Here is an 18251-nt window from a genome sequence, read left to right as displayed (position 1 = left end):
AATGTTAAAATTGTAAATTAAGAGAAGATAAAATTCTCGGCGAGTATAAGTCGGATTCGCTTATTAAATTATAGGATACATAAATGATAGAAAAAATAAAATCATTAAAACGCGATTTAACAATAAATTTGTATAATCGATACGCTCGTGAAATATATGCACTGGATTCCATAAATCTAATTATCGGTGATAATGGGCGCGGGAAAACAACGCTCATTAAGTCAATTATTCGCGACTTAACAAGAAGTACTTCTCCATTGGAATTCATCGCTGATGGCGTTAGCGAGAATCTAGGCATAATTTACTACACCGCAACACCTTTCCATCAAGCAATCAAGAGACCACAGACCGCTGTAGCTTTTATAGATGCCTCCTCCACTGAACACAGCAAACAAAGCTTTGTTGAGTCATCCTTAGAGTATATGGCAATTTCAAAATTACTGGGATTAGAAAGTAGCTTACGAAGCGTACACAAAATTGATTTATTGGAAATGGCGTTCGAACTCGCAAAACAAAATTTTTCGGTGGTTCAAAAATCTGGAATAAATGGTTTATCACTATCAGAGGATTTAATAGAATCTTATCGCGCATATAAAAACTACAACAACCTTTACGCAAAAATACATCGCAATACATTTGTACTGACAGGTGAACTATCAAATGCATCAAACGCTGATGGCGACGATTTTTTAATAAATCGCATCTATGAATTAGAAAATCTCAACTTTGAATTAGAAGAAGTCGCTAAAAAAGTAATTGTGGCGAAAGAAAATGTAGCAAAAATCTTTCTTTGCGAGTATTTTTCCAACGATGATCACGTAATTGCTGACTGGATTGTAGCATCTATTTTACTGAAAGAATCGTCTTCTTCAACCGATAGGAAGCAAATAGCTTACGGCTTGCAAAATAAAGATTTGGGATTGGTAGATAAATCAACACGAATTGGAGCACGAATCTTGCCGCTCCGACAACACGTCCTGGATTTCATTAGTATATTGAATTACTCTGAATCCGGCGCAATTAAATTGCGAAAAAATAATATTGAAATTTTAGTAAATACACCGAGACTCTTGAGATCAGATGCCAATAAAAGAATAATTGATGCAGCTCATAAAAATGGCTTAATAAAAATCGGATTCGATAGTATGAGTTCTGGCCAGGCCGCAATCATGCACCAAATGATAAATATATCACAATCAATTCAAGAGTTGGTTAATAAAAATAAAAGGGAGATACTAGTATTCATTGATGAAGGTGATTTACTGCTGCACTTAAGTTGGCAGCGGGAATATATTTCATTGCTTGATAAGCGATTAGGTATTTTGAAGAAAAAAAATAAGATTGAATCTCTACAAGTCGTAATTGCTAGCCATTCACCTTTACTAGCATCGGATATATTGAGAGATTCAATCACCAGACTGGATAATGGCACTAAACTTCCAAGCTTTGGCGCACCAATCCAGCAGATAATCAATTATAGTTTTGGTACGCCATCAATCGGAATTGTGGCCCAAAACACAATTAAAAAATTAAAAGAAAAAAACTGGTACTCAGGTAATGATGTTGACTTGATAAATCAGATTGATGACGAATTTATTCGCCAACTTCTTCTCAAGAAGGCTAGCTAATGATAGTTAATGCTGCAAAATGCTGGGAAAGTGCCAAAATTTTTCATGATAAATATTTTGATAATTTTGTTGCCGCTCGACGCACAAAGGAACAGGCTGCCCTTACTCATGGGGTACATGATTTTTTAATCAATAACCACGACTTAATAAGAGATGGAAATGAGGCTGACTTCAGAGTATTGCAGGAACAGTATGCGAATATTTTCTCGCTAATTCCGATTGGGCAAGCTGAAATTATTGATTCTGCCGTTAGAAAAATATTCGACTACGCTACGTTTTCCAGAAAATGTACAGTACGTTGGTGCGCATACAAACTTTGCGAACACTTAAATATAGAAACCTGCCCATACTGCAACTTAACCAATGAAGTGACCTTTTTTAAAGGTGGGAAAGGCGTAATCCGACCAGCAATTGATCATTTCTTCGATAAAGCAAGCTACCCTCTGTTTGCTATCAGCTTGGGTAATTTTGTGCCTAGTTGCCACCACTGCAATTCCACGTTTAAAGGCACGGCAGATTTTTATAAACAACCACATCTTAATCCTCTCAGTAACCGCGAAAGCATAAAAATTGATCTCGACATTGACCCTTTTGACGCGCGTTCTAACATTGCATTATTCGACACCGCCAATGTTAATATAGTATTTAACAATAAGAATAGTCGTCAATCAAATACCGTTAGAACATTTAATATTACTGGTCAATACCAATCAAGAATTGATGAAATTCGACAAATAGCAGCAAATATTATGAGTTATAGTGCAAGCGGTGATCAAGATAAAACTAGATTGGAATGGGTTCTCAGAAACGTTACTGCAAAGAATTATCGAAATCGGATTTTTGGGAAAATGATTCTAGATCTATCCAGTAAGTACCTCTGATGCCCGCACCACGCAGATTGGAACTCCATTCTGCGCTAAACAAGACTGCAACTTAACTGGTGTGGTGTCTGGAATAAACCAACTTGATTTAGATATCGCACACAAAGTTACGATATACACCGCACATATATGCTGATGTTTTCTCAATCTAGGGAGTTTGCACGACATAGTTCCACCATCGAAAATCTTCTACGTGTTCAGTATCATTTGATCATAATCGCGCTTGACGAATAGAATCTTCCTTTTTTGCTGCCATTCTTTGAGCGCCTGGATGGGTGTTTTGGCACCGATAGCCCGTTGTGGAATGTGGTGGTTGTAAAGCTTTAAATAGTTGAGCAATGTCGTCTCCAGGTCGGTCCGACTGTCGAATCGGGTCTGCTGCAACAATTCGCTGATACGGCCGTTGAATCGTTTGACCATGCCATTCGTTTGCGGAACCGGGGCGGTGCAAGGCGGTGTTCGAGGCCCATGTTAGCGGAGACTTTATCGAATGCGTACTCGCCATTGGACTTCCTGTTTTTTGTTGTGAAGCGGTCGGTGAATTGCGAACCGTTGTTGGTCAGCAGTTTGATGATCCTGATCGGCGAAGTCAGCTTGACCCACCGCTGGAAGTCGACGATAGTTTTGTTGGTCGTGTTACCGTAGATGTGCAGAATTACTCAGCGCGTGATGAAGTAATGGGCAGGGAAACATACGGGGCATACCCGATCTCGTCGTTGGATCAGGCAGCACATCAGGTGACTTGCAGGAAGCCCGGGTACCTTACACGATCCATTGGGTTTTTATTTTTTAAAAACGATGGACTGGGAAAGTCTAAGCTACTGGTGGCGATTCAATAATATTTTTCTTCGTCCGTTACGGCGGGTGTGGGAATACGAACAAGCCGCTTTCGGCCAATTACATAAGGTCGGGAACATTAACATCAAAAAAATCACTTCCGCTGCTTAGTGGCTAATGACTGGGACAAATTCAGAAAGGAGTTGAAGTGGATACTCGTGAGGTGGAGCGTGCAAGAACTAAAGCTTTCTACAAACTGCTGGTAGATAGGCTCGGTGCAGATGCCTGGGCAACGAGAAGAACTGCTTTAGTGGAGCGTATTCGGGCGAAGGAGTCAATTATTGATATGAAAATGCCAATCGAGTCTCAGTTGTTCGTACCACCGGAAGATGACATCGACTGGTACATCCTAGTAGCTGAATTGGCCTTTGATTTCCCCTATAGCGACTGCGTCTACAGCACTAGGCGAATATACCCGTACACAATGGCGATCGGTGCATTCGCAAAGCAGCTTCGGGTTGTGCCCAATGTAGAACAAATTCTAGATAAAATATTGTCAAATAAATCAAAGCCCGAGACGCAGATATTTGAGTTGCTTACTGCATCCTTCTATTTGAAAAACGGTTATAGAGTGTCATTCATTCCGGAAAACAGCATCGATTGGCCAGATGGGAAATCGAAAAAATCACCCGACTTGCTGGTTAGCGACGGTGTGGATGAGATGTACGTCGAGTGCAAACGAGCAGACAAGCAAACACAATACTCGCAGAGCGAAAAAAATGCATGGGAAAAAATATGGAGTCAATTAAGCATACACCTACTTGAGATTGCCCCTTGGAGTATCGTTCATCTCACCTTCCACGCGGAAGTCGCTGATGTAATAGCTGCAGATGTGATTAGGTTGGTGGATTTAGCTATCAAGCGGGGCATTGGTAAAGTTGGGGATGGTCGGATCAGTGCTGAGATCAGCCAAATTAATAAGATGCGCTTGAAACGTCACTATCGCGGCAATTCTGTGAGGGCCAACAGCTCTCAACAAGAGTTGCTGGTCTTCGGTAACATAGACAGCAATGAGAAACGTAGCATTGCCACCATAGCTGAAAGCTTAGTCCGACCGGGTACTTCGGATGTTTTTCTGAATATTTTTGTTGAAGGCGTTACCAAATGTGTGGCTGCTCAATGGCGGTGTCATAATGACATTTCGCTTGAACGGCGTTCGCGTCACTTTAAAGGTTTAGTCAACAACGCGATCTGCCAGATTCCTCCAGATAAACCAGGTGTCGTACATGTTTTGTACGAAACGGTCGAGGGGGTAAGCATCGAAGAAATGAGACGTAGCAAACACATGGATAATTTATTAACTTTTGACGCATCCAAGACTTCGGTATTGGGGGTGCTAATCCATGGTGTGAATTATTATCCGTTCGAGGGTGATTTCGACTGGGCGGAGACAGTACAAGACTTCGCCAGAATTCCCGACCTGATGAAACTCTACCGTCACTCCTTAATGTTGTCTGGAGACGAAGTTCAAGAAGTCAGGGGCATTACTCATTGGGAGCAAGACAAGGCTAAGAACGCCGAATAAAAAGACTAAGAAGGTGTAGGCAAAATCAACAACGAAGTTGTGGCATCCTATCTCGATGTGGAGGGAGGGCATGCCATGGCAACGAAAATTTTACTCGACGGCTTTGAACATTTCCATCGCCAGCGTGCAAAATTCCCGATCTCGTCAAGCGCACAAAGCAAGGGATGGGCGGGGCTGTGTTCGCCGACTGTGCCGCCACAGCACTCCGAGTTAGGCGTCTCGCGACTACTTCGGTCAGCTATGCCATCCTTCGCCGGCAGCTATGGCTAGGGAAGGCCTGCTTTTGGTTGAGCGCGGCAGGAGTCTCTGCAGGGCAGGGGATAGGCACCTAAGCTATTGTCGGCAATTCATTAAGCGGCCCGAGTGGGCGTCTATTTTGGCGTGTTGCCGTGACGTGCCAGGCCGCGTCGGCCGTGATGGCAAGTCCACCGCCAGCGAACAAAATCCCCGATATCATGAATCGCACCAACCAGATGATGGGCCAGACTGTCTCAGCCAACTGTACCGTTGTAGTGCTCAGATGCAGACGTTCTGCTGATGCCTCGATCAGATAGAGCAGCCGACACCGTTCGATGATGTGGAGCGGGCCAAATACATGGGTACAATGGCAACTTAAATTTATAAAGTATTGGTAGTGACTATGACAACGACATATGTCGATTTAATGAGATTAATGGCTGACTTCGCAGCGGATTATTTAAATCCTGCTATAGAGGGACGCAACGGTGTAAAAAAACTGAAAACCGACGAGGAGTTCTCAGCAATTTTTTATGGATTTACAGAAATTGGCGAAGCATTGGATGCACTAAAATTAGTCCAACAACTCATTCAAATTGCACCACCTAGATCAAAACACATTGATAAAGATAGCTACTTAAAGTTTTTAGTTGGCTCATATCTCCAAGAGATGTACATACTTGAGCAACGCCTTACTGCCTATGCAAAAAAACTTTCAAGATTATATGAACATCCATTGCTACCATCCTTAGTACATAGCGTGGTCTTTGAACCTCTACAAGGTATAATAAGTGTCCGAGGCGCACACGTTCATCAGAGTCGCTTCACGGACAAAAATTTAGACTTAGTTTCCACAATGGCGCTTTTTAAACGCGCCGGACATGCACTTGGAGAAGATTTGGATATTGAATATAAGTTTGCCCAATGGAACTGGAGCAAGCGAGTTAAAGAAAATAATAAAAAAACATATGATATTATTAATTCTTATAGCAAAATAATTGCAGCAGCGATCTGCAAAAATGGGGCTGTATGCCTTCCTTCCAAGTATAAATAAAATTCTCGAATAATTTGAAAACGTTGAAAAATTCACTATTCCGACGACAAATTGGAGCTCTGTCGCATCAGCAACCCGCCAGAGATCGATCGGATAGATTGCAACGCCCGAACACTGGACTCGCTACGCTCAACTTAAGAAGGACGCGCTATCTGATCGACGTCGTCTCGGTCTGAATTCACTAGTATGCAGCCTACCCGCTAAACCGGTGGTACTTCCAGGAAATGCGGCAGGAACTCGGCGTATCGGTCGACTATTCATCGATCGTTCGAGCAACAAGTTTTTGCTTGAGCGCGGTAGGAGTCTCTGCAGGGTAGGGGCGATAGACAGGCCAAATTCGGTCTTGCCGTTGGATCAGGAAGCTACGAGATCGTACACCAGCTGCTTCGCGGAAAAACAGGCAACTAACACGATCCATAGAATTTACATCGTTCAAGAACATTGGCTCAGGAGAGTTTAAGCTACTGGTGGCGATTCGCCACCAAAGTCGCGACGCGTAAGGTCCGAAAAAGCAGCCTCTGCTTGAGAAATCTTCCGCTTGGAAAGCGGATTTATTTCTTCAGGGGACGCCGCCAAAGGATGGGCCAGGAAGTGCTGCTTTACAAGTTTTCGAAGGTCTGGGAATGACTTCACTGATTCTTCGATGTCCCGAGCAAACGAAACTTTAATGGTGTAACGTTTCGGGTCTACCTGCGCCTGTGCGGCCGAGATTCGTTCTCGAGCTTCGGGCGAAAGCTCGCCGGTAAGCCACAGTTCGAAGGTTTGCGTGATGTTCTTGAATTCGGAGTTGTCGAGAGTTTGGTTTCTCACGTTCGGAATACGCTTGGTCAGCCATGCCTCGATTTCTGAATCCTGCAGCAGCCGGCCGGGCAATAGCCCTTTGCATTCGATGAATCTAATCTCCTGATCGGGGACATGCACCCTAACGTCGACTTCCGCTACGTCTTTTCCGTCCTTACGGTAAATCTTGTTCATAAGGATGGTGGCTCCTCCTACCGTTCTCCGCATCACCTCTGCCACGACGAACTCGAAGAGAGCCCCGCGAAGCGTGCCAGCCGCGCCCTCGACTTTTCCGAGTTTGTCGAACAGATACGCGAACTTGTCGAGGTCAACAGCTTGAGTCGCGGCTTGCGTCAGCATGCCGCTTAGCTCCATCAAAGCATTAGCGACATCCGTACCAAATATTGACTCAGTAGTAGCGGGAATAATGCCTTCTTGGCGCATCACATCGAGCGCCTCGCGGGTATATCGGTGAGCGACGAAAAATTGAAGCGTGCGAACGTTACGGACTTGGCGCAGTGTCTTGCATTTGTAGATGAAAGACTTAAGGTCATTTAGTTCGACCTGCTCTTTCAAAAGCACGTCCAAAACCATAAACCCCGGCTTCGGGCGGCCAGAGTTATTCCAGGCAGCAAGCGCACTAATATAGGACGGTGCCGTCAAGTCCCACTGAAAAACAGAGACGGTCGGCGCGGATTCCTGTTGATGGCTTCGCAACTTAAAGCTCGCAAAGCTACCTAGCCCAAGTCTCGCAGCCCATTCCTGGATGGACTGAAGCAGCACACTTTCCACAATCAATCGAGCGCGTACACCAGGGAGCTGCTCATCAATAGATGCACCTCTCTTCGCGAATGCGAAACACTCGCCCAAGCCAGGTACTTCAATAGTCTGAAAGAGCTCAGTGCCTACAAGGTCTTGCCAGACACGTTCGAATGAAATTTGGCGATCCCCGGACGATATACCTGCTGCAGAGGCAAGATGTGCCAGCGGGAGAAGGCCACCGCGAGCATGAAGTGCTCGAATAACCCGCGCATACGCACCGTTACCCATCTCGAGCGCTTCAGCTAAACGTGCCCAAAACTTATCGCTTCCGTATTGAGTTGTCGCATACAAAAACTTCGCTCTGCGTGAAAAAGGTAGCTTCAACTCGCGAACTGCCGTGCTTCGTCGTTCGACCTTCTTCCGAGCAGCAGCCGGCGTGATACCGAGCCATTTTTCAAGGGCGACGGCAAGTTGGCCGCTTAGCTGGGGGCCTTCACTCAATAAGACGTCAAGTACATCATCACGCATGGTCATCTTCCTATGTCACAGAGCGATATTTATAATCGTAAGGCGGCGTGACAGTGGTGCGAAAATTTCTGCCGTGGCGACGAAAAAGATGTTTAAAATCAGCATCTTGAGAAATTCACGAATCGAGTTTCTGGTAGGGGCGTTGTCACAGTTCAAAACACACTTGCATGTTGAGCGCCAAATAACGACCAAACTACCTCTTCGGCGGAGCACGTGTAACGCCAGGACTACCCTCTACGCCAGAAGGTCATTCCTAGACTAACACACCCGCAATTATGTTTCGGGAGTACGTTAATACACAGCGACCGGTTCGTCCTCGTCTCGCACGCGTACCGGACCAGAAGTGAACCGCCCCGGATTTTGTGAAGGCCGGTTAGTATGAGTGGCTCAGTCGCATTCGCGACACGACCGCTGCCACGGGATAGCTGCACTATCGAAGCCTTGACGGCGCGCCATGATCAACTTTAAAGGAATGCGTTTCTCGACCGACGTCATCTTGGTCAGCATCCGCTGATATACGGCCTACCCACTGAGCTACCCGCACATCGAGGAAATTATGGAGGAGCGTGGCGTATCGGTCGACTAATCATCGATCAACCAGCGCGGCAAGGCCTGACATATAACCCGATCCATATCGGCGCGTACCAATCAGCAAAGCGGATGGTATAAGCCACGCTCCAATACAACGCGATCAGCGCCATGTGATGTAGTACCGATCGACGTTCAAGAGCCTTGATCGGCCCTGGCGGCGAGCCCCAAACTGCGGGCACCACCAACGCATCAAGTCACAGTCGGCGCCCCGCACAACCTCTATTACAGCGCCGCAAAGTGTTTAGTGCCACCCGTTGAAGCCCCGGGAGCTCTTGCTCGAGCACCGCTGGAGTCTCTGGAGGGCAGGGGGGATAGACAGGTCAACCCATATCTCATCCGTGAATCTGGCTGCTGCGAGATCGCGCACCAAGTGTCAGGCGGGACACCCAAGCCCGTAATACATTCCATAGGTGAGAACTATGGATCAGGATAGTCTATGTAGTGGTCAACCCATCCCGGACACTACGTTAAGTTTTTCTTCGGCGACGGCTGGTGCCAATCCGTGATTGAACTGATGTGGCCGTATCCAGTTATACCGGTGCAGCAGGTAATGGCTGATGTCCCGTTGTGCTGCCTGTGCCGTCATGTAACCAGTTGACGGCAATCCCCCCCCCGTTTTTAGAGCGCGCTAACAGTAGAGGTTAAGCGGCCATGGCAAGCTTCTGTTTTACCGTGATACCGTCAGCCGTAATCGCAACTCCACCGCCGGCGCGCAAAGTCCCCGATTTGGCAGAGCGCGCGAAGCTGATGACGGGCTAGTTTATGGTAGCCAAATGTGCCGCTATCGCGCGCAAAGTGGGCGCTCTGCTGCTGCCTCGGTCGGATATGCCATCCTTCGCCGGCAGTTATGACTTTGGAAGGCCAGCGTTTGCTGGCGCGCGGCAAGAGTTTCTGCAGGGCAGGGGAGATAGACGGGCCAAACCCGATCTCCTCGTTGGATCAGGCAGCTACGAGATCGCACGCCAGGTGCTTTGCAAGACCCCAGACCCGAACACGATCATCGGCTCTTCTTCTTTCGACAACCATGGATCAGGAGAGTCTTAGCTACTGGGAGCGATTCATTAAGCGGCCCGGGCAGCCTCTATTTTGGCGTGATGTCGCCAAGTGGCAGACCGCGTCAGCGGCAAAGGCAACTCCACCAGCGGCGCGCAAAATCCTCGATCTCATCAAACGCTTTATGCAGATGATGGACCAGGCTGTTATATGCAACGGTGCCGTCGTAGTGCTCTGAAGCTGGCACATTGCTACTGCTACTGCTGCTGCTGCTGCTGCTGCTGCTGCTGCTGCCGGTCGGATATGACATCCGTCACCGCCGGTTATAGTTTGGGAAGTCCAAACACATGGATTAGACTTCGCGATTTTGCAAATTATTAATGAGCAAAAATGCCCAGTAGGATCCATACTCTTGGGAGTCCAACGGTGGACGAGTCCCACGTTCCAAATGGGCTTCAATCGAAGGACGAAACTCGCAGTCCGCTGCCCATGAGCGAAGCATTGACGTTAATTCGATATCTCTAGGACTCCCCTTGGTCACGAGTGACGCTGGCTCACAAGAGTTCTGAATTTCTGCACCGGCATGTAGGTGTCGATACTTCGGCTGCCCAAGTGCCACCTCAAGTAGAAACGATAGTATCGAACCATCCTCGCAATAGAAGTCAGCCACCAAAGAGCCGCCATCCCTACAAATTCCCCCCTCAGCAATTCTTAGTTTCGAAGCAGTCACTATTATTAGTCCATGGATTAATGATTGAAATACTTGATGCGGTGTCACATTGCCAAACGTGAGTCGGCCCACCTGGAGCCTTTGAGGCGCTTACTTTAGCAGACAAGTAGAACTGTCGTAAGCCTATCGGCACGGCGTTCGTAGCAGATGCATAATCGGCGGAAGCGGTGCCGCCAGCCCAATGTGCGTTCGACGACCCAGCGCCATTTACCCATGCGATCGCGCGACTCGATGTGATTGCACAACAACGCCTTACCCGTGTCCTGTCTCACACATATACGCTATAGCAAACGATTCGTATGGCTGCAGGCTGAGGTGGTCGGTCCAGCTGTCACGCAGGACATAGTTGCTGATCAAGCCTTGCCCGGCAATGCCGTGCAGCATTTCCGGCAGATCCAGTTCGACATGTTCGCCGGAGAAGTTGTTGACGACAACGAGCTGTTGGCTTGCCAAGCTGCGCCGGTAGGCGAATACCTGCGGATGCTCCTCCAGCAACGGCAGGTATTGTCCGTAGACCATGACGTCCCAGTGCTTGCGCAGTTCGATCAGCTTCTGGTAGTGGAAGAAGACCGAATCGGGTTGTTCCAGCGCGGCCTCGACGTTGATCTCGGGGTAGTTGGGATTCAGCTTTAGCCATGGCGTGCCAGTACTGAAGCCGGCGTTGTGTGTGCTGTTCCACTGCATTGGGGTGCGTGCATTGTCCCGCCCGTTGGCGTGAATGCCGGCCATCATCGTCTCCGGTGACACGCCGGCGGCCGTGCGTTCGTCGTAGAGGTTGAGTGATTCGATGTCGCGATAGTCGTCGATGGAATCGAAACGGACATTGGTCATGCCTATTTCCTCGCCTTGATAGACGTAGGGGGTGCCCTTGAGAAAATGTAGCGCGGTGGCCAGCATCTTGGCCGACTCGACCCGGTAACGGCCTGGGTCGCCGTATTTGGATACGGCGCGCGGCAGGTCGTGGTTACTCCAGAACAGCGAGTTCCAGCCGGCATCGGCCAGCTCGGTCTGCCACTTACTGATGATTTGCTTGAATTCGATCAGATCGAACGGCCGCGGCTTCCATTTCCCCTCCTTGGTATCGTGGGTCATGGTGATGTGCTCAAACTGGAAGACCATTGACAGCTCCTGACGCGCCGGGTCGGAATACAGCTTGGCGGTCTCCGGGGTGGCGCTCCAGGTCTCGCCCACCGACAATACATCGCGTGCCGCCAAGGTCGCTTGGTGCATTTGCTGCAGCAGCGGGTGCAGTTGTGCGCCGTTGGCGATAATCTGCTGGTCGACCTGTTTGCCGATGAGATCGATCACATCCATGCGGAAGCCGCCGATGCCCTTGTCCAACCACCAGTTCATTATGCGATGCACCTCTTCCTGCACCTGGGGATTTTCCCAGTTCAGGTCCGGCTGTCGTCTCGAGAACAGATGGAAGTAATATTCACCGCTGATGGCATCGTATTCCCATGCACTCCCGCCAAAATACGAACGTTGCTGGTCGGGCGGGGAGCCATCGGCGCCTGCATTGCGCCAGATGTAGTAGTCACGGTAGGAGCTATCCCTGGATTTCTTCGCCTCGACGAACCAAGCATGCTCGTCAGAGGTGTGGTTGACCACAAGATCCATCAGGATACGGATGTCGCGCTTGGCCGCCTCTGCGATCAACTGCTCCATCTCGGCCAATGTGCCGAATTCAGCGGCGATATCCTGATAGTCGGAGATGTCATAGCCGTTATCGTCCATCGGCGACCGGTACACTGGCGACAGCCAGATCAGGTTGATTCCCAGCTGTTGCAGGTAGTCCAGTCTGCCGATGATGCCGGCCAGATCACCGCCCCCATCGTGATTGCTGTCTTGAAAACTACGTGGGTAGATCTGATACACGACGGCGTTATGCCACCATTTCTTATCCAACATGATTATCTTTCTCGCTTATGGATTGGCGGCACTGTCTTGCAAGGTGCCAACGGATCGCCAGGGGTAGGGTAGACCCGATCTCGTCGTTGGATCAGGCAGCTACAAGATCGCACGCCAGGGGCCTGGGAGGACGCCCAGGCACCTAACACGATCCATCGGTTTTTCATCTTTCAAGAACCATGGATCAGGATTGTCTAAACTAGCGGTGGCGATTCACCCCTACGTTGACCGGCTCTTAGAATATAGTACTTACAGTGCGTGCAGATTCGGCCTGACGGTGGTTATCACGCGTTCCTTTTGATGCTCACAGCGTGATCCACGTAGCCGTCTGGACGTATGAGCAAGGCATGCGCGCCTGCCGGTGTTACTTGGGAGTCCGCAGGCACAGCTTTGATCGTATCGACCCATCGCATATCGAGCTCAGGCGTGTAGTTGCCACCCTCGCGATCCTCACTGGTCGTCAGTTGTAGCAGCAGCCAATGGCCACTCCGCAAAAAACTGAACAGCGAGGCTTGACCACCGTTATCCAGTTTTAGCTGCCAGTCAGGCAGCCGCCGCCCTGTCCAATCGGGCAGCAGCGCCCATCCGTGCGGAATATCGACAACTGAGGCGGGGTATCGAATCCCGTAGCCGGACAAGTCATGCGCAAGCACTGCATTAAGAGCAGGAATTTTCATCAGCTCACTGAACGTCTCTCGCAGCGCCTGTCCCGGAGCATCAAACGAATTCATCATTAGTGCACTTTGCGCCAAGGTATTTTGGTACAGCGCGGCACCAACGGCATGACGCTCTTTGTGGTAGCTGTCTAGCAGCGACTCTGGCGCATGTCCGTTCACTACGCCCGCCAGCTTCCAGCCCAAGTTCATCGCGTCCTGCATGCCCACGTTCATACCCTGGCCGCCCGCAGGAAGGTGGATATGTGCGGCATCACCGACCAGCAAGATTCGATCTTCGCGGTAGGCACTCGCCAAGCGGGTTTCATTCGAGAAGCGTGATAGCCACGTCGGTGCATGCAGGCCAAAGTCCTGTCCGGCCACCCGTGTGGTCGAATCAGACAACTCTTCGAGCGTGACGGGCGTGGTCGCAGGCACATCAACTCGGCCGGTATCGATCACGATGACGCGGAACATACCATTACCTAAAGGAACGATCATTAATCCACCTAGCGCGTTGCCTACACTGAATCCCGGCGTAGACGGCGGTGCGCTCAGACGAACGTCGCCAAGCATGGCAGTCTTCGTAGCCGGCAGACCATGGAAGGCGATGCCTGCGTGCTGGCGAACCAGACTGCGCGCGCCGTCTGCACCGACCACGTAGCTGCCAGAAATATCGAAAGGGGTGCTGTGCTGTTGCCCCATCACGGAAATGCCATCGGCCGTTTCGACAATGCGCTCCACCGTAGCATTCCTGCGCAATTCAACCCCTAGCTCAAGCGCCCATGTCTCCAGCAGTTGCTCGGTCACGCTCTGTGGGATGAACAGTGTGTAGGGATAGGTGGTGTCGATCACCGAAAAGTCAAGTCGCGTCTTCAATCCCGCAAAATGCCCGCTGGGAATCTTTATGCCGTTCGCCAGAAAGCGGTCAGCCACGCCACGTTGGGCCAGCATCTCCACCGTCCTGCCGTGCATGGTTAGCGCGCGCGACTGCGCTATTGGCGCGTCACGGCGCTCTAGTACTGTGACGCGTATTCCTGCCAAGCGCAACTCGCATGCCAGAGTTAAACCCACAGGGCCTGCACCTACTACGATCACACCCGCATTTTCATTTTTCATCTGCCCCTCAATCTAACATTGTTAGTTAAAAAATTTATGTTAATCTAACGTCGTTAGTCTGTCAAACAAGAAGTTTATGAAGATACAACGTGAAGCCGTAATTGCCACCGCTTTGGACCTGCTGGACGAGGTAGGTATAGAGGGTCTTACAATGCGCCGTCTTGCCCAGGAACTGGACATCAAAGCAGCGTCACTGTATTGGCACTTCGCCAATAAGCAGGCTTTGATGAATGGCATAGCGGACGCTTTGATTGAAGGGGTCGCGCATGAGCATCCGGACGAACTGTCCCCCTCGACTGCTTGGTTCAATGCGGTCAGCGTGACCGCACATGAGATTCGAAATGCGCTGCTCAAGCGGCGGGACGGTGCACGCGTATATGCCGGCACCTACGTCATCACCGACAACACACTTCGCGTTGCCGAGGCGTTGATCGGCCCTTTGCGCGAGGCTGGGGCCTCCACTCGGTTGGCGTCTTGGGGGGCCTTCAGCATCATCTATTACGTAATGGGCTTCGTGATGGAAGAGCAACCGCTGGCTGACCCTAGTGAAATATCGCTGGCCATCGCAACTCACCGTGACCAGTTTGAGACTCTGGCGGCTAAGGGCTATCCACATGTTTTGGCTGCGGCAGCGGATTTATTCAGCCCGGATTTTGATGCGCGATTTGACGCTGGCCTCGATCTGCTGATCGCCGGTCTTCGCATGAAGATCGCAGAAAGTTCCCATGCTTGAACTGTAGTGGTTTAATCCCAGACACTGATTTAGGCGAGAATGCTCGCCATGGAGAGGTGTTTGATGAGCAAGCAAAGACGTACGTTTTCCCCTGAGTTCAAACAGTAGGCGGCATGCCTGGTACTGGATCAAGGATATAGCCATACGGAGGCAAGCCGGTCGGTCGGCATCGGCGAGTCAGTGCTGCGCCAACGGCTGCAGCTGCTTCAGTTGGAGCGGCAAGGCATCACGCCACAGAGTAAGGCAATGACGCCTGATCAGCAGCGAATACAGGAACTCGAAGCGCGCATTGAGCGTCTCGAGCGGGAGAAGTCCATTTTAAAAAAGGCGACCGCGCTCTTGATGTCGGAAGGAATAGAACGTACGAGGTAATCGATCAGATTTGTGGTGACGAATCAATCGAGTTGATCTGCGCGGTGTTCGACGTAGCGCGGTCATGCCTGTACGCGCATCGGGAGCGCAGCCGGCACATTGATGTTGAGCGCATGGCATTGCGTAGCCGCGTGCACGAGCTGTTCGTCGAGAGTCGCAGTTCGGCGGGAAGCCGCAGCATCATGGGCATGATGCGCGAGGAAGGCACGGCAATTGGCCGCTTCAAAGTCAGTCGTTTGATGGAAGAGCTAGGGCTGGTCTGCAAACAGCCTGGCAGCCATGCCTATAAGCAGGCTACGGTGGAGCGGGTCGATATTCCGAACCACCTCAATCGTGAATTCACAGTCGAGGCGCCAAATCAGGCCTGGTGCGGGGACATCACCTATGTCTGGGCGCAAGGCCGATGGTATTACTTGGCAGTGGTGTTGGATTTGTGCGCTCGCCGAGCGGTGGGCTGGGCATTCTCGCTACGGCCCGACGCCGACCTTGTTGTGCAAGCGCTGGAAATGGTTTACGAGCAGCGAGGTCGACCGCAGGGCCTGCTGTTTCATTCGGATCAAGGCAGCCAGTACGCCAGTCGAAAATTCCGTCAGCGCTTGTGGCGCTATCGGATACGACAGAGTATGAGCCGTCGGGGAAATTGTTGGGATAACTCTCCGATGGAACGGCTGTTCCGCAGCTTCAAAACTGAATGGCTGCCGTCAACTGGTTACATGACGGCACAGGAAGCACAACGGACATCAGCCATTACCTGATGCACCGGTATAACTGGATACGGCCACATCAGTTCAACCAGGGACTGGCACCGGCCGTCGTCGAAGAAAAACTTAATATAGTGTCCGGGATGGGTTGACCACTACAATACCCCCACTTTTAGAGCGCTCTAAAAGTAGAAGTTAAGCGGCCATGGCAAGCTTCTGTTTTGGCGTGATACCGTCAGGTGCCAGGCCGCGTCAGCCGTGATCGCAACTCCACCGCCGGCGCGCAAAGTGCCCGATTTGATCGAGCGCACCAAGCAGATAGTGCCCAGGCCGTCGTAGCCAACTGTGCTGTTAAAGCACTCAGAAGCAGGGCCTTTGCTGCTTACTCGGTTGGATATGTCATCCCTCGCCGTCCGTCATGGAGGGGAGGCCAGCTCTTGCTTGAGCGCGGTAGCATTCACTATCTGCAGGGCAGCGAGGGTAGGGATGCGCACTGTCGCCATGAGGGTACACAACAACATCGGCGCCTATCGCGACGTCTGACAAGCTATTGGTGCTTTCAATAGGACAGATAGGCATTAGTTTTTGATTTTCTGCTCGGGCGCTGCAACCTCAATTCCAAGCTCTTCATTGAAGAAGCGCTCAGCCATCTTCGCATACAGACTACTAGCGAATTTTTTAACTTCTTCCATCAAATTGACGATCTCTTCTATCTCAACAGTGATCGGCGTTCCATCTTTTGTTTGACCGCTTCGATGAACAATGTCATGTCGTTTTTTTACGGGTTCCATGAATGGCTTGAAGGATGGAGGTTTGACCTGCAGTCCATGCACGATCATTGGTCCGACCTTATCCCATTTGTGCCATACAGTGTCTTGCAAATATCCCTTCACTAGGTCCTTCAAGCCTTTCTGTTTATTGAATATATCGCCTAGCTTTAAATTTTGACCGCTGAAATGGTCAATATTGGTAACGATTTCCTCCAATGCTTTTTCGTCGTTCTCAACAGCATACGTCATGGTCTCCCACAGGAATGACTCCAAGGCGGTAATTGTCCCGCTATACGCGAACATTCGAGCCAAGGCCATTGCGTTAGTCGGACCATCCAAAGAAAGAAGCTCTGAAATTTGGCTCAGTCGCCTATCTAATACTAATCTCGGCGTATTAGGTTCTTCAACCACGACGCCGAAATCTTCGTCATAATTGTCAAAATCTCTCTCCCAGTGTATAGGCGCCCAGTCGCCTCCCACTTGGCTATACATTTCAGATACCACGTCATCGATTGCTTCGTCGTCAACAATGCCTTGAAATCGATGACCAATTTCTTCTTGAGGATCATAGGGACCGCCATGAATATAGATGTAGCCTCCCTCGGCTGATATATACGGCGTCTCGTTTGCCGGATCGCAATAACGCGCAAGAAACCATGCCTTCATCGCCTCGCGCTGCAGGGCGGGCGTTGCTTTTCTCAGCCAATCCTCATCAATCTCGAGAATTCCAGAGGTCTCGTCAATTGCCTCCGAAGGCAATTTTATCTGATCCCACTCTTCCTGCCGATCGTTCCAACCCATATTTTTCCTTAACAATACTACAAGGATAAACTCCTCGTAGAGTTACAATAGATAGAATCGAACAATCCACGTTCAACCTATGACTTAATAAGAAAGTGTGCCACTACACTGCAGGGCAGGGCAGGGGCAGCCAGACCCGATTTCGTCGTTGTATCAGGCAGCTGCGAGATCGTACACCAGGTGCTTGGCAGGACGCCCATGCCCAACACGACCCATCGTTTTTTCATCTTTCAAGAACTATGGATCAGGAGAACCTAAGTTACTGGTGGAGATTCAATATTGATATGTCCAGACACCCTTGACCTCGATATAAGTCTCGCCCATACGCCAGCTGCGGCTGACCGGGAGCTCATACTTGCGAGCCATCTTCTCGACGAGTGGCAGGAAACGGACCGCCCATCGATTGATCGAAGAGTGGTCGACCGATACGCCGCGCTCCTTCATCATTTCCTCGATGTGCCACTAGCGCAGCGGATAGGCTGCATACCAGCTGATGCAGACCAAGATGACTTCGATCGGGAATCGCATTCCTTTACAGTTGAGCATGCGGTGCGGTCAGAGTTTCGATAGAACAGCTTACCCGAGGCAGCGGCCACGCACCCCCAAATGCAACAGAACCTGGTGAATTGCTCATTCGATCTTGAG

General features: G+C 50.0%; 9 protein-coding genes and 6 pseudogenes. 7 read left to right on the top strand and 8 right to left on the bottom strand.

Annotated features, from left to right (window positions below):
- Positions 1-83: 83 nt before the first annotated feature.
- Together AC54AG_RS24810 and AC54AG_RS24805 are read left to right on the top strand one after the other, a co-directional pair.
- Positions 84-1628 carry a hypothetical protein gene (locus tag AC54AG_RS24810; protein WP_496631924.1) on the top strand — a complete coding sequence of 515 codons (1545 nt, stop codon included), beginning with the start codon at positions 84-86 and terminating at the stop codon, positions 1626-1628.
- Positions 1628-2509, top strand: coding sequence for a hypothetical protein (locus AC54AG_RS24805; RefSeq protein ID WP_496631922.1), 882 nt, complete (start codon positions 1628-1630; stop codon positions 2507-2509). The genes AC54AG_RS24810 and AC54AG_RS24805 overlap by 1 nt, the downstream gene beginning before the upstream one ends.
- Before the next feature lie 189 nt (positions 2510-2698).
- Here the strand turns inward: AC54AG_RS24805 and AC54AG_RS24800 are convergent.
- Positions 2699-3096: pseudogene (locus AC54AG_RS24800) on the bottom strand (integrase core domain-containing protein); the annotation flags it as partial.
- Positions 3097-3494: 398 nt separating this feature from the next.
- Between AC54AG_RS24800 and AC54AG_RS24795 the strand changes: the two are divergent.
- Both AC54AG_RS24795 and AC54AG_RS24790 read left to right on the top strand, forming a co-directional pair.
- Positions 3495-4871, top strand: a complete 1377-nt coding sequence (locus AC54AG_RS24795) for a hypothetical protein (protein ID WP_496631920.1) — start codon at positions 3495-3497, stop codon at positions 4869-4871.
- 673 nt (positions 4872-5544) lie between these two features.
- Entirely contained in the window at positions 5545-6162 is a 618-nt protein-coding gene (locus tag AC54AG_RS24790) for a hypothetical protein (protein ID WP_496631918.1), read from the top strand.
- A gap of 456 nt (positions 6163-6618) precedes the next feature.
- Here the strand turns inward: AC54AG_RS24790 and AC54AG_RS24785 are convergent, their stop codons facing one another.
- Positions 6619-8232, bottom strand: a complete 1614-nt coding sequence (locus AC54AG_RS24785; protein WP_496631916.1) for a hypothetical protein — start codon at positions 8230-8232, stop codon at positions 6619-6621.
- A gap of 454 nt (positions 8233-8686) precedes the next feature.
- Between AC54AG_RS24785 and AC54AG_RS24780 the strand changes: the two are divergent.
- Positions 8687-8815: pseudogene (locus tag AC54AG_RS24780) on the top strand (IS6 family transposase); the annotation flags it as partial.
- A 453-nt stretch (positions 8816-9268) separates the two neighbouring features.
- On the opposite strand, the pseudogene AC54AG_RS24775 reads toward AC54AG_RS24780, so the two are convergent.
- From AC54AG_RS24775 to AC54AG_RS24760, 4 genes and pseudogenes are all read right to left on the bottom strand, one after another.
- Positions 9269-9451 (bottom strand): annotated as a pseudogene (locus AC54AG_RS24775) (IS3 family transposase); the annotation flags it as partial.
- Positions 9452-10641: 1190 nt separating this feature from the next.
- Positions 10642-10779 (bottom strand): annotated as a pseudogene (locus AC54AG_RS24770) (IS5/IS1182 family transposase); the annotation flags it as partial.
- A gap of 19 nt (positions 10780-10798) precedes the next feature.
- Positions 10799-12457, bottom strand: coding sequence for a glycoside hydrolase family 13 protein (locus AC54AG_RS24765; RefSeq protein WP_496631914.1), 1659 nt, complete (start codon positions 12455-12457; stop codon positions 10799-10801).
- A gap of 284 nt (positions 12458-12741) precedes the next feature.
- Complete coding sequence (locus tag AC54AG_RS24760) at positions 12742-14229, bottom strand: FAD-dependent oxidoreductase (RefSeq protein ID WP_496631912.1); 1488 nt, start codon at positions 14227-14229, stop codon at positions 12742-12744.
- A 76-nt stretch (positions 14230-14305) separates the two neighbouring features.
- Between AC54AG_RS24760 and AC54AG_RS24755 the strand changes: the two genes are divergently transcribed.
- The gene (locus tag AC54AG_RS24755; protein ID WP_128142988.1) at positions 14306-14962 is read left to right on the top strand and encodes a TetR/AcrR family transcriptional regulator C-terminal domain-containing protein; all 657 of its coding nucleotides are present in this window, start codon (positions 14306-14308) and stop codon (positions 14960-14962) included.
- Positions 14963-15079: 117 nt separating this feature from the next.
- A pseudogene (locus AC54AG_RS24750) lies at positions 15080-16187 on the top strand (IS3 family transposase).
- 426 nt (positions 16188-16613) lie between these two features.
- Here AC54AG_RS24750 and AC54AG_RS24745 read toward each other — a convergent pair.
- Together AC54AG_RS24745 and AC54AG_RS24740 are read right to left on the bottom strand one after the other, a co-directional pair.
- Positions 16614-17606, bottom strand: coding sequence for a hypothetical protein (locus AC54AG_RS24745; protein ID WP_496631910.1), 993 nt, complete (start codon positions 17604-17606; stop codon positions 16614-16616).
- Positions 17607-17882: 276 nt separating this feature from the next.
- A pseudogene (locus tag AC54AG_RS24740) lies at positions 17883-18152 on the bottom strand (transposase family protein); the annotation flags it as partial.
- Positions 18153-18251 lie beyond the last annotated feature (99 nt).

The organism is Janthinobacterium sp. BCJ23 (assembly GCF_059617945.1).
This window is presented reverse-complemented; position numbering and strand designations above follow the sequence as displayed.

Bases quoted from the DNA above. Each gene is read 5' to 3' on its own strand.
- AC54AG_RS24810 (WP_496631924.1), top strand. From the start codon at position 84: ATGATAGAAAAAATAAAATCATTAAAACGCGATTTAACAATAAATTTG.
- AC54AG_RS24805 (WP_496631922.1), top strand. From the start codon at position 1,628: ATGATAGTTAATGCTGCAAAATGCTGGGAAAGTGCCAAAATTTTTCAT.
- AC54AG_RS24790 (WP_496631918.1), top strand. From the start codon at position 5,545: ATGGCTGACTTCGCAGCGGATTATTTAAATCCTGCTATAGAGGGACGC.
- AC54AG_RS24785 (WP_496631916.1), bottom strand. From the start codon at position 8,232: ATGCGTGATGATGTACTTGACGTCTTATTGAGTGAAGGCCCCCAGCTA.
- AC54AG_RS24765 (WP_496631914.1), bottom strand. From the start codon at position 12,457: ATGTTGGATAAGAAATGGTGGCATAACGCCGTCGTGTATCAGATCTAC.
- AC54AG_RS24760 (WP_496631912.1), bottom strand. From the start codon at position 14,229: ATGAAAAATGAAAATGCGGGTGTGATCGTAGTAGGTGCAGGCCCTGTG.
- AC54AG_RS24755 (WP_128142988.1), top strand. From the start codon at position 14,306: ATGAAGATACAACGTGAAGCCGTAATTGCCACCGCTTTGGACCTGCTG.
- AC54AG_RS24745 (WP_496631910.1), bottom strand. From the start codon at position 17,606: ATGGGTTGGAACGATCGGCAGGAAGAGTGGGATCAGATAAAATTGCCT.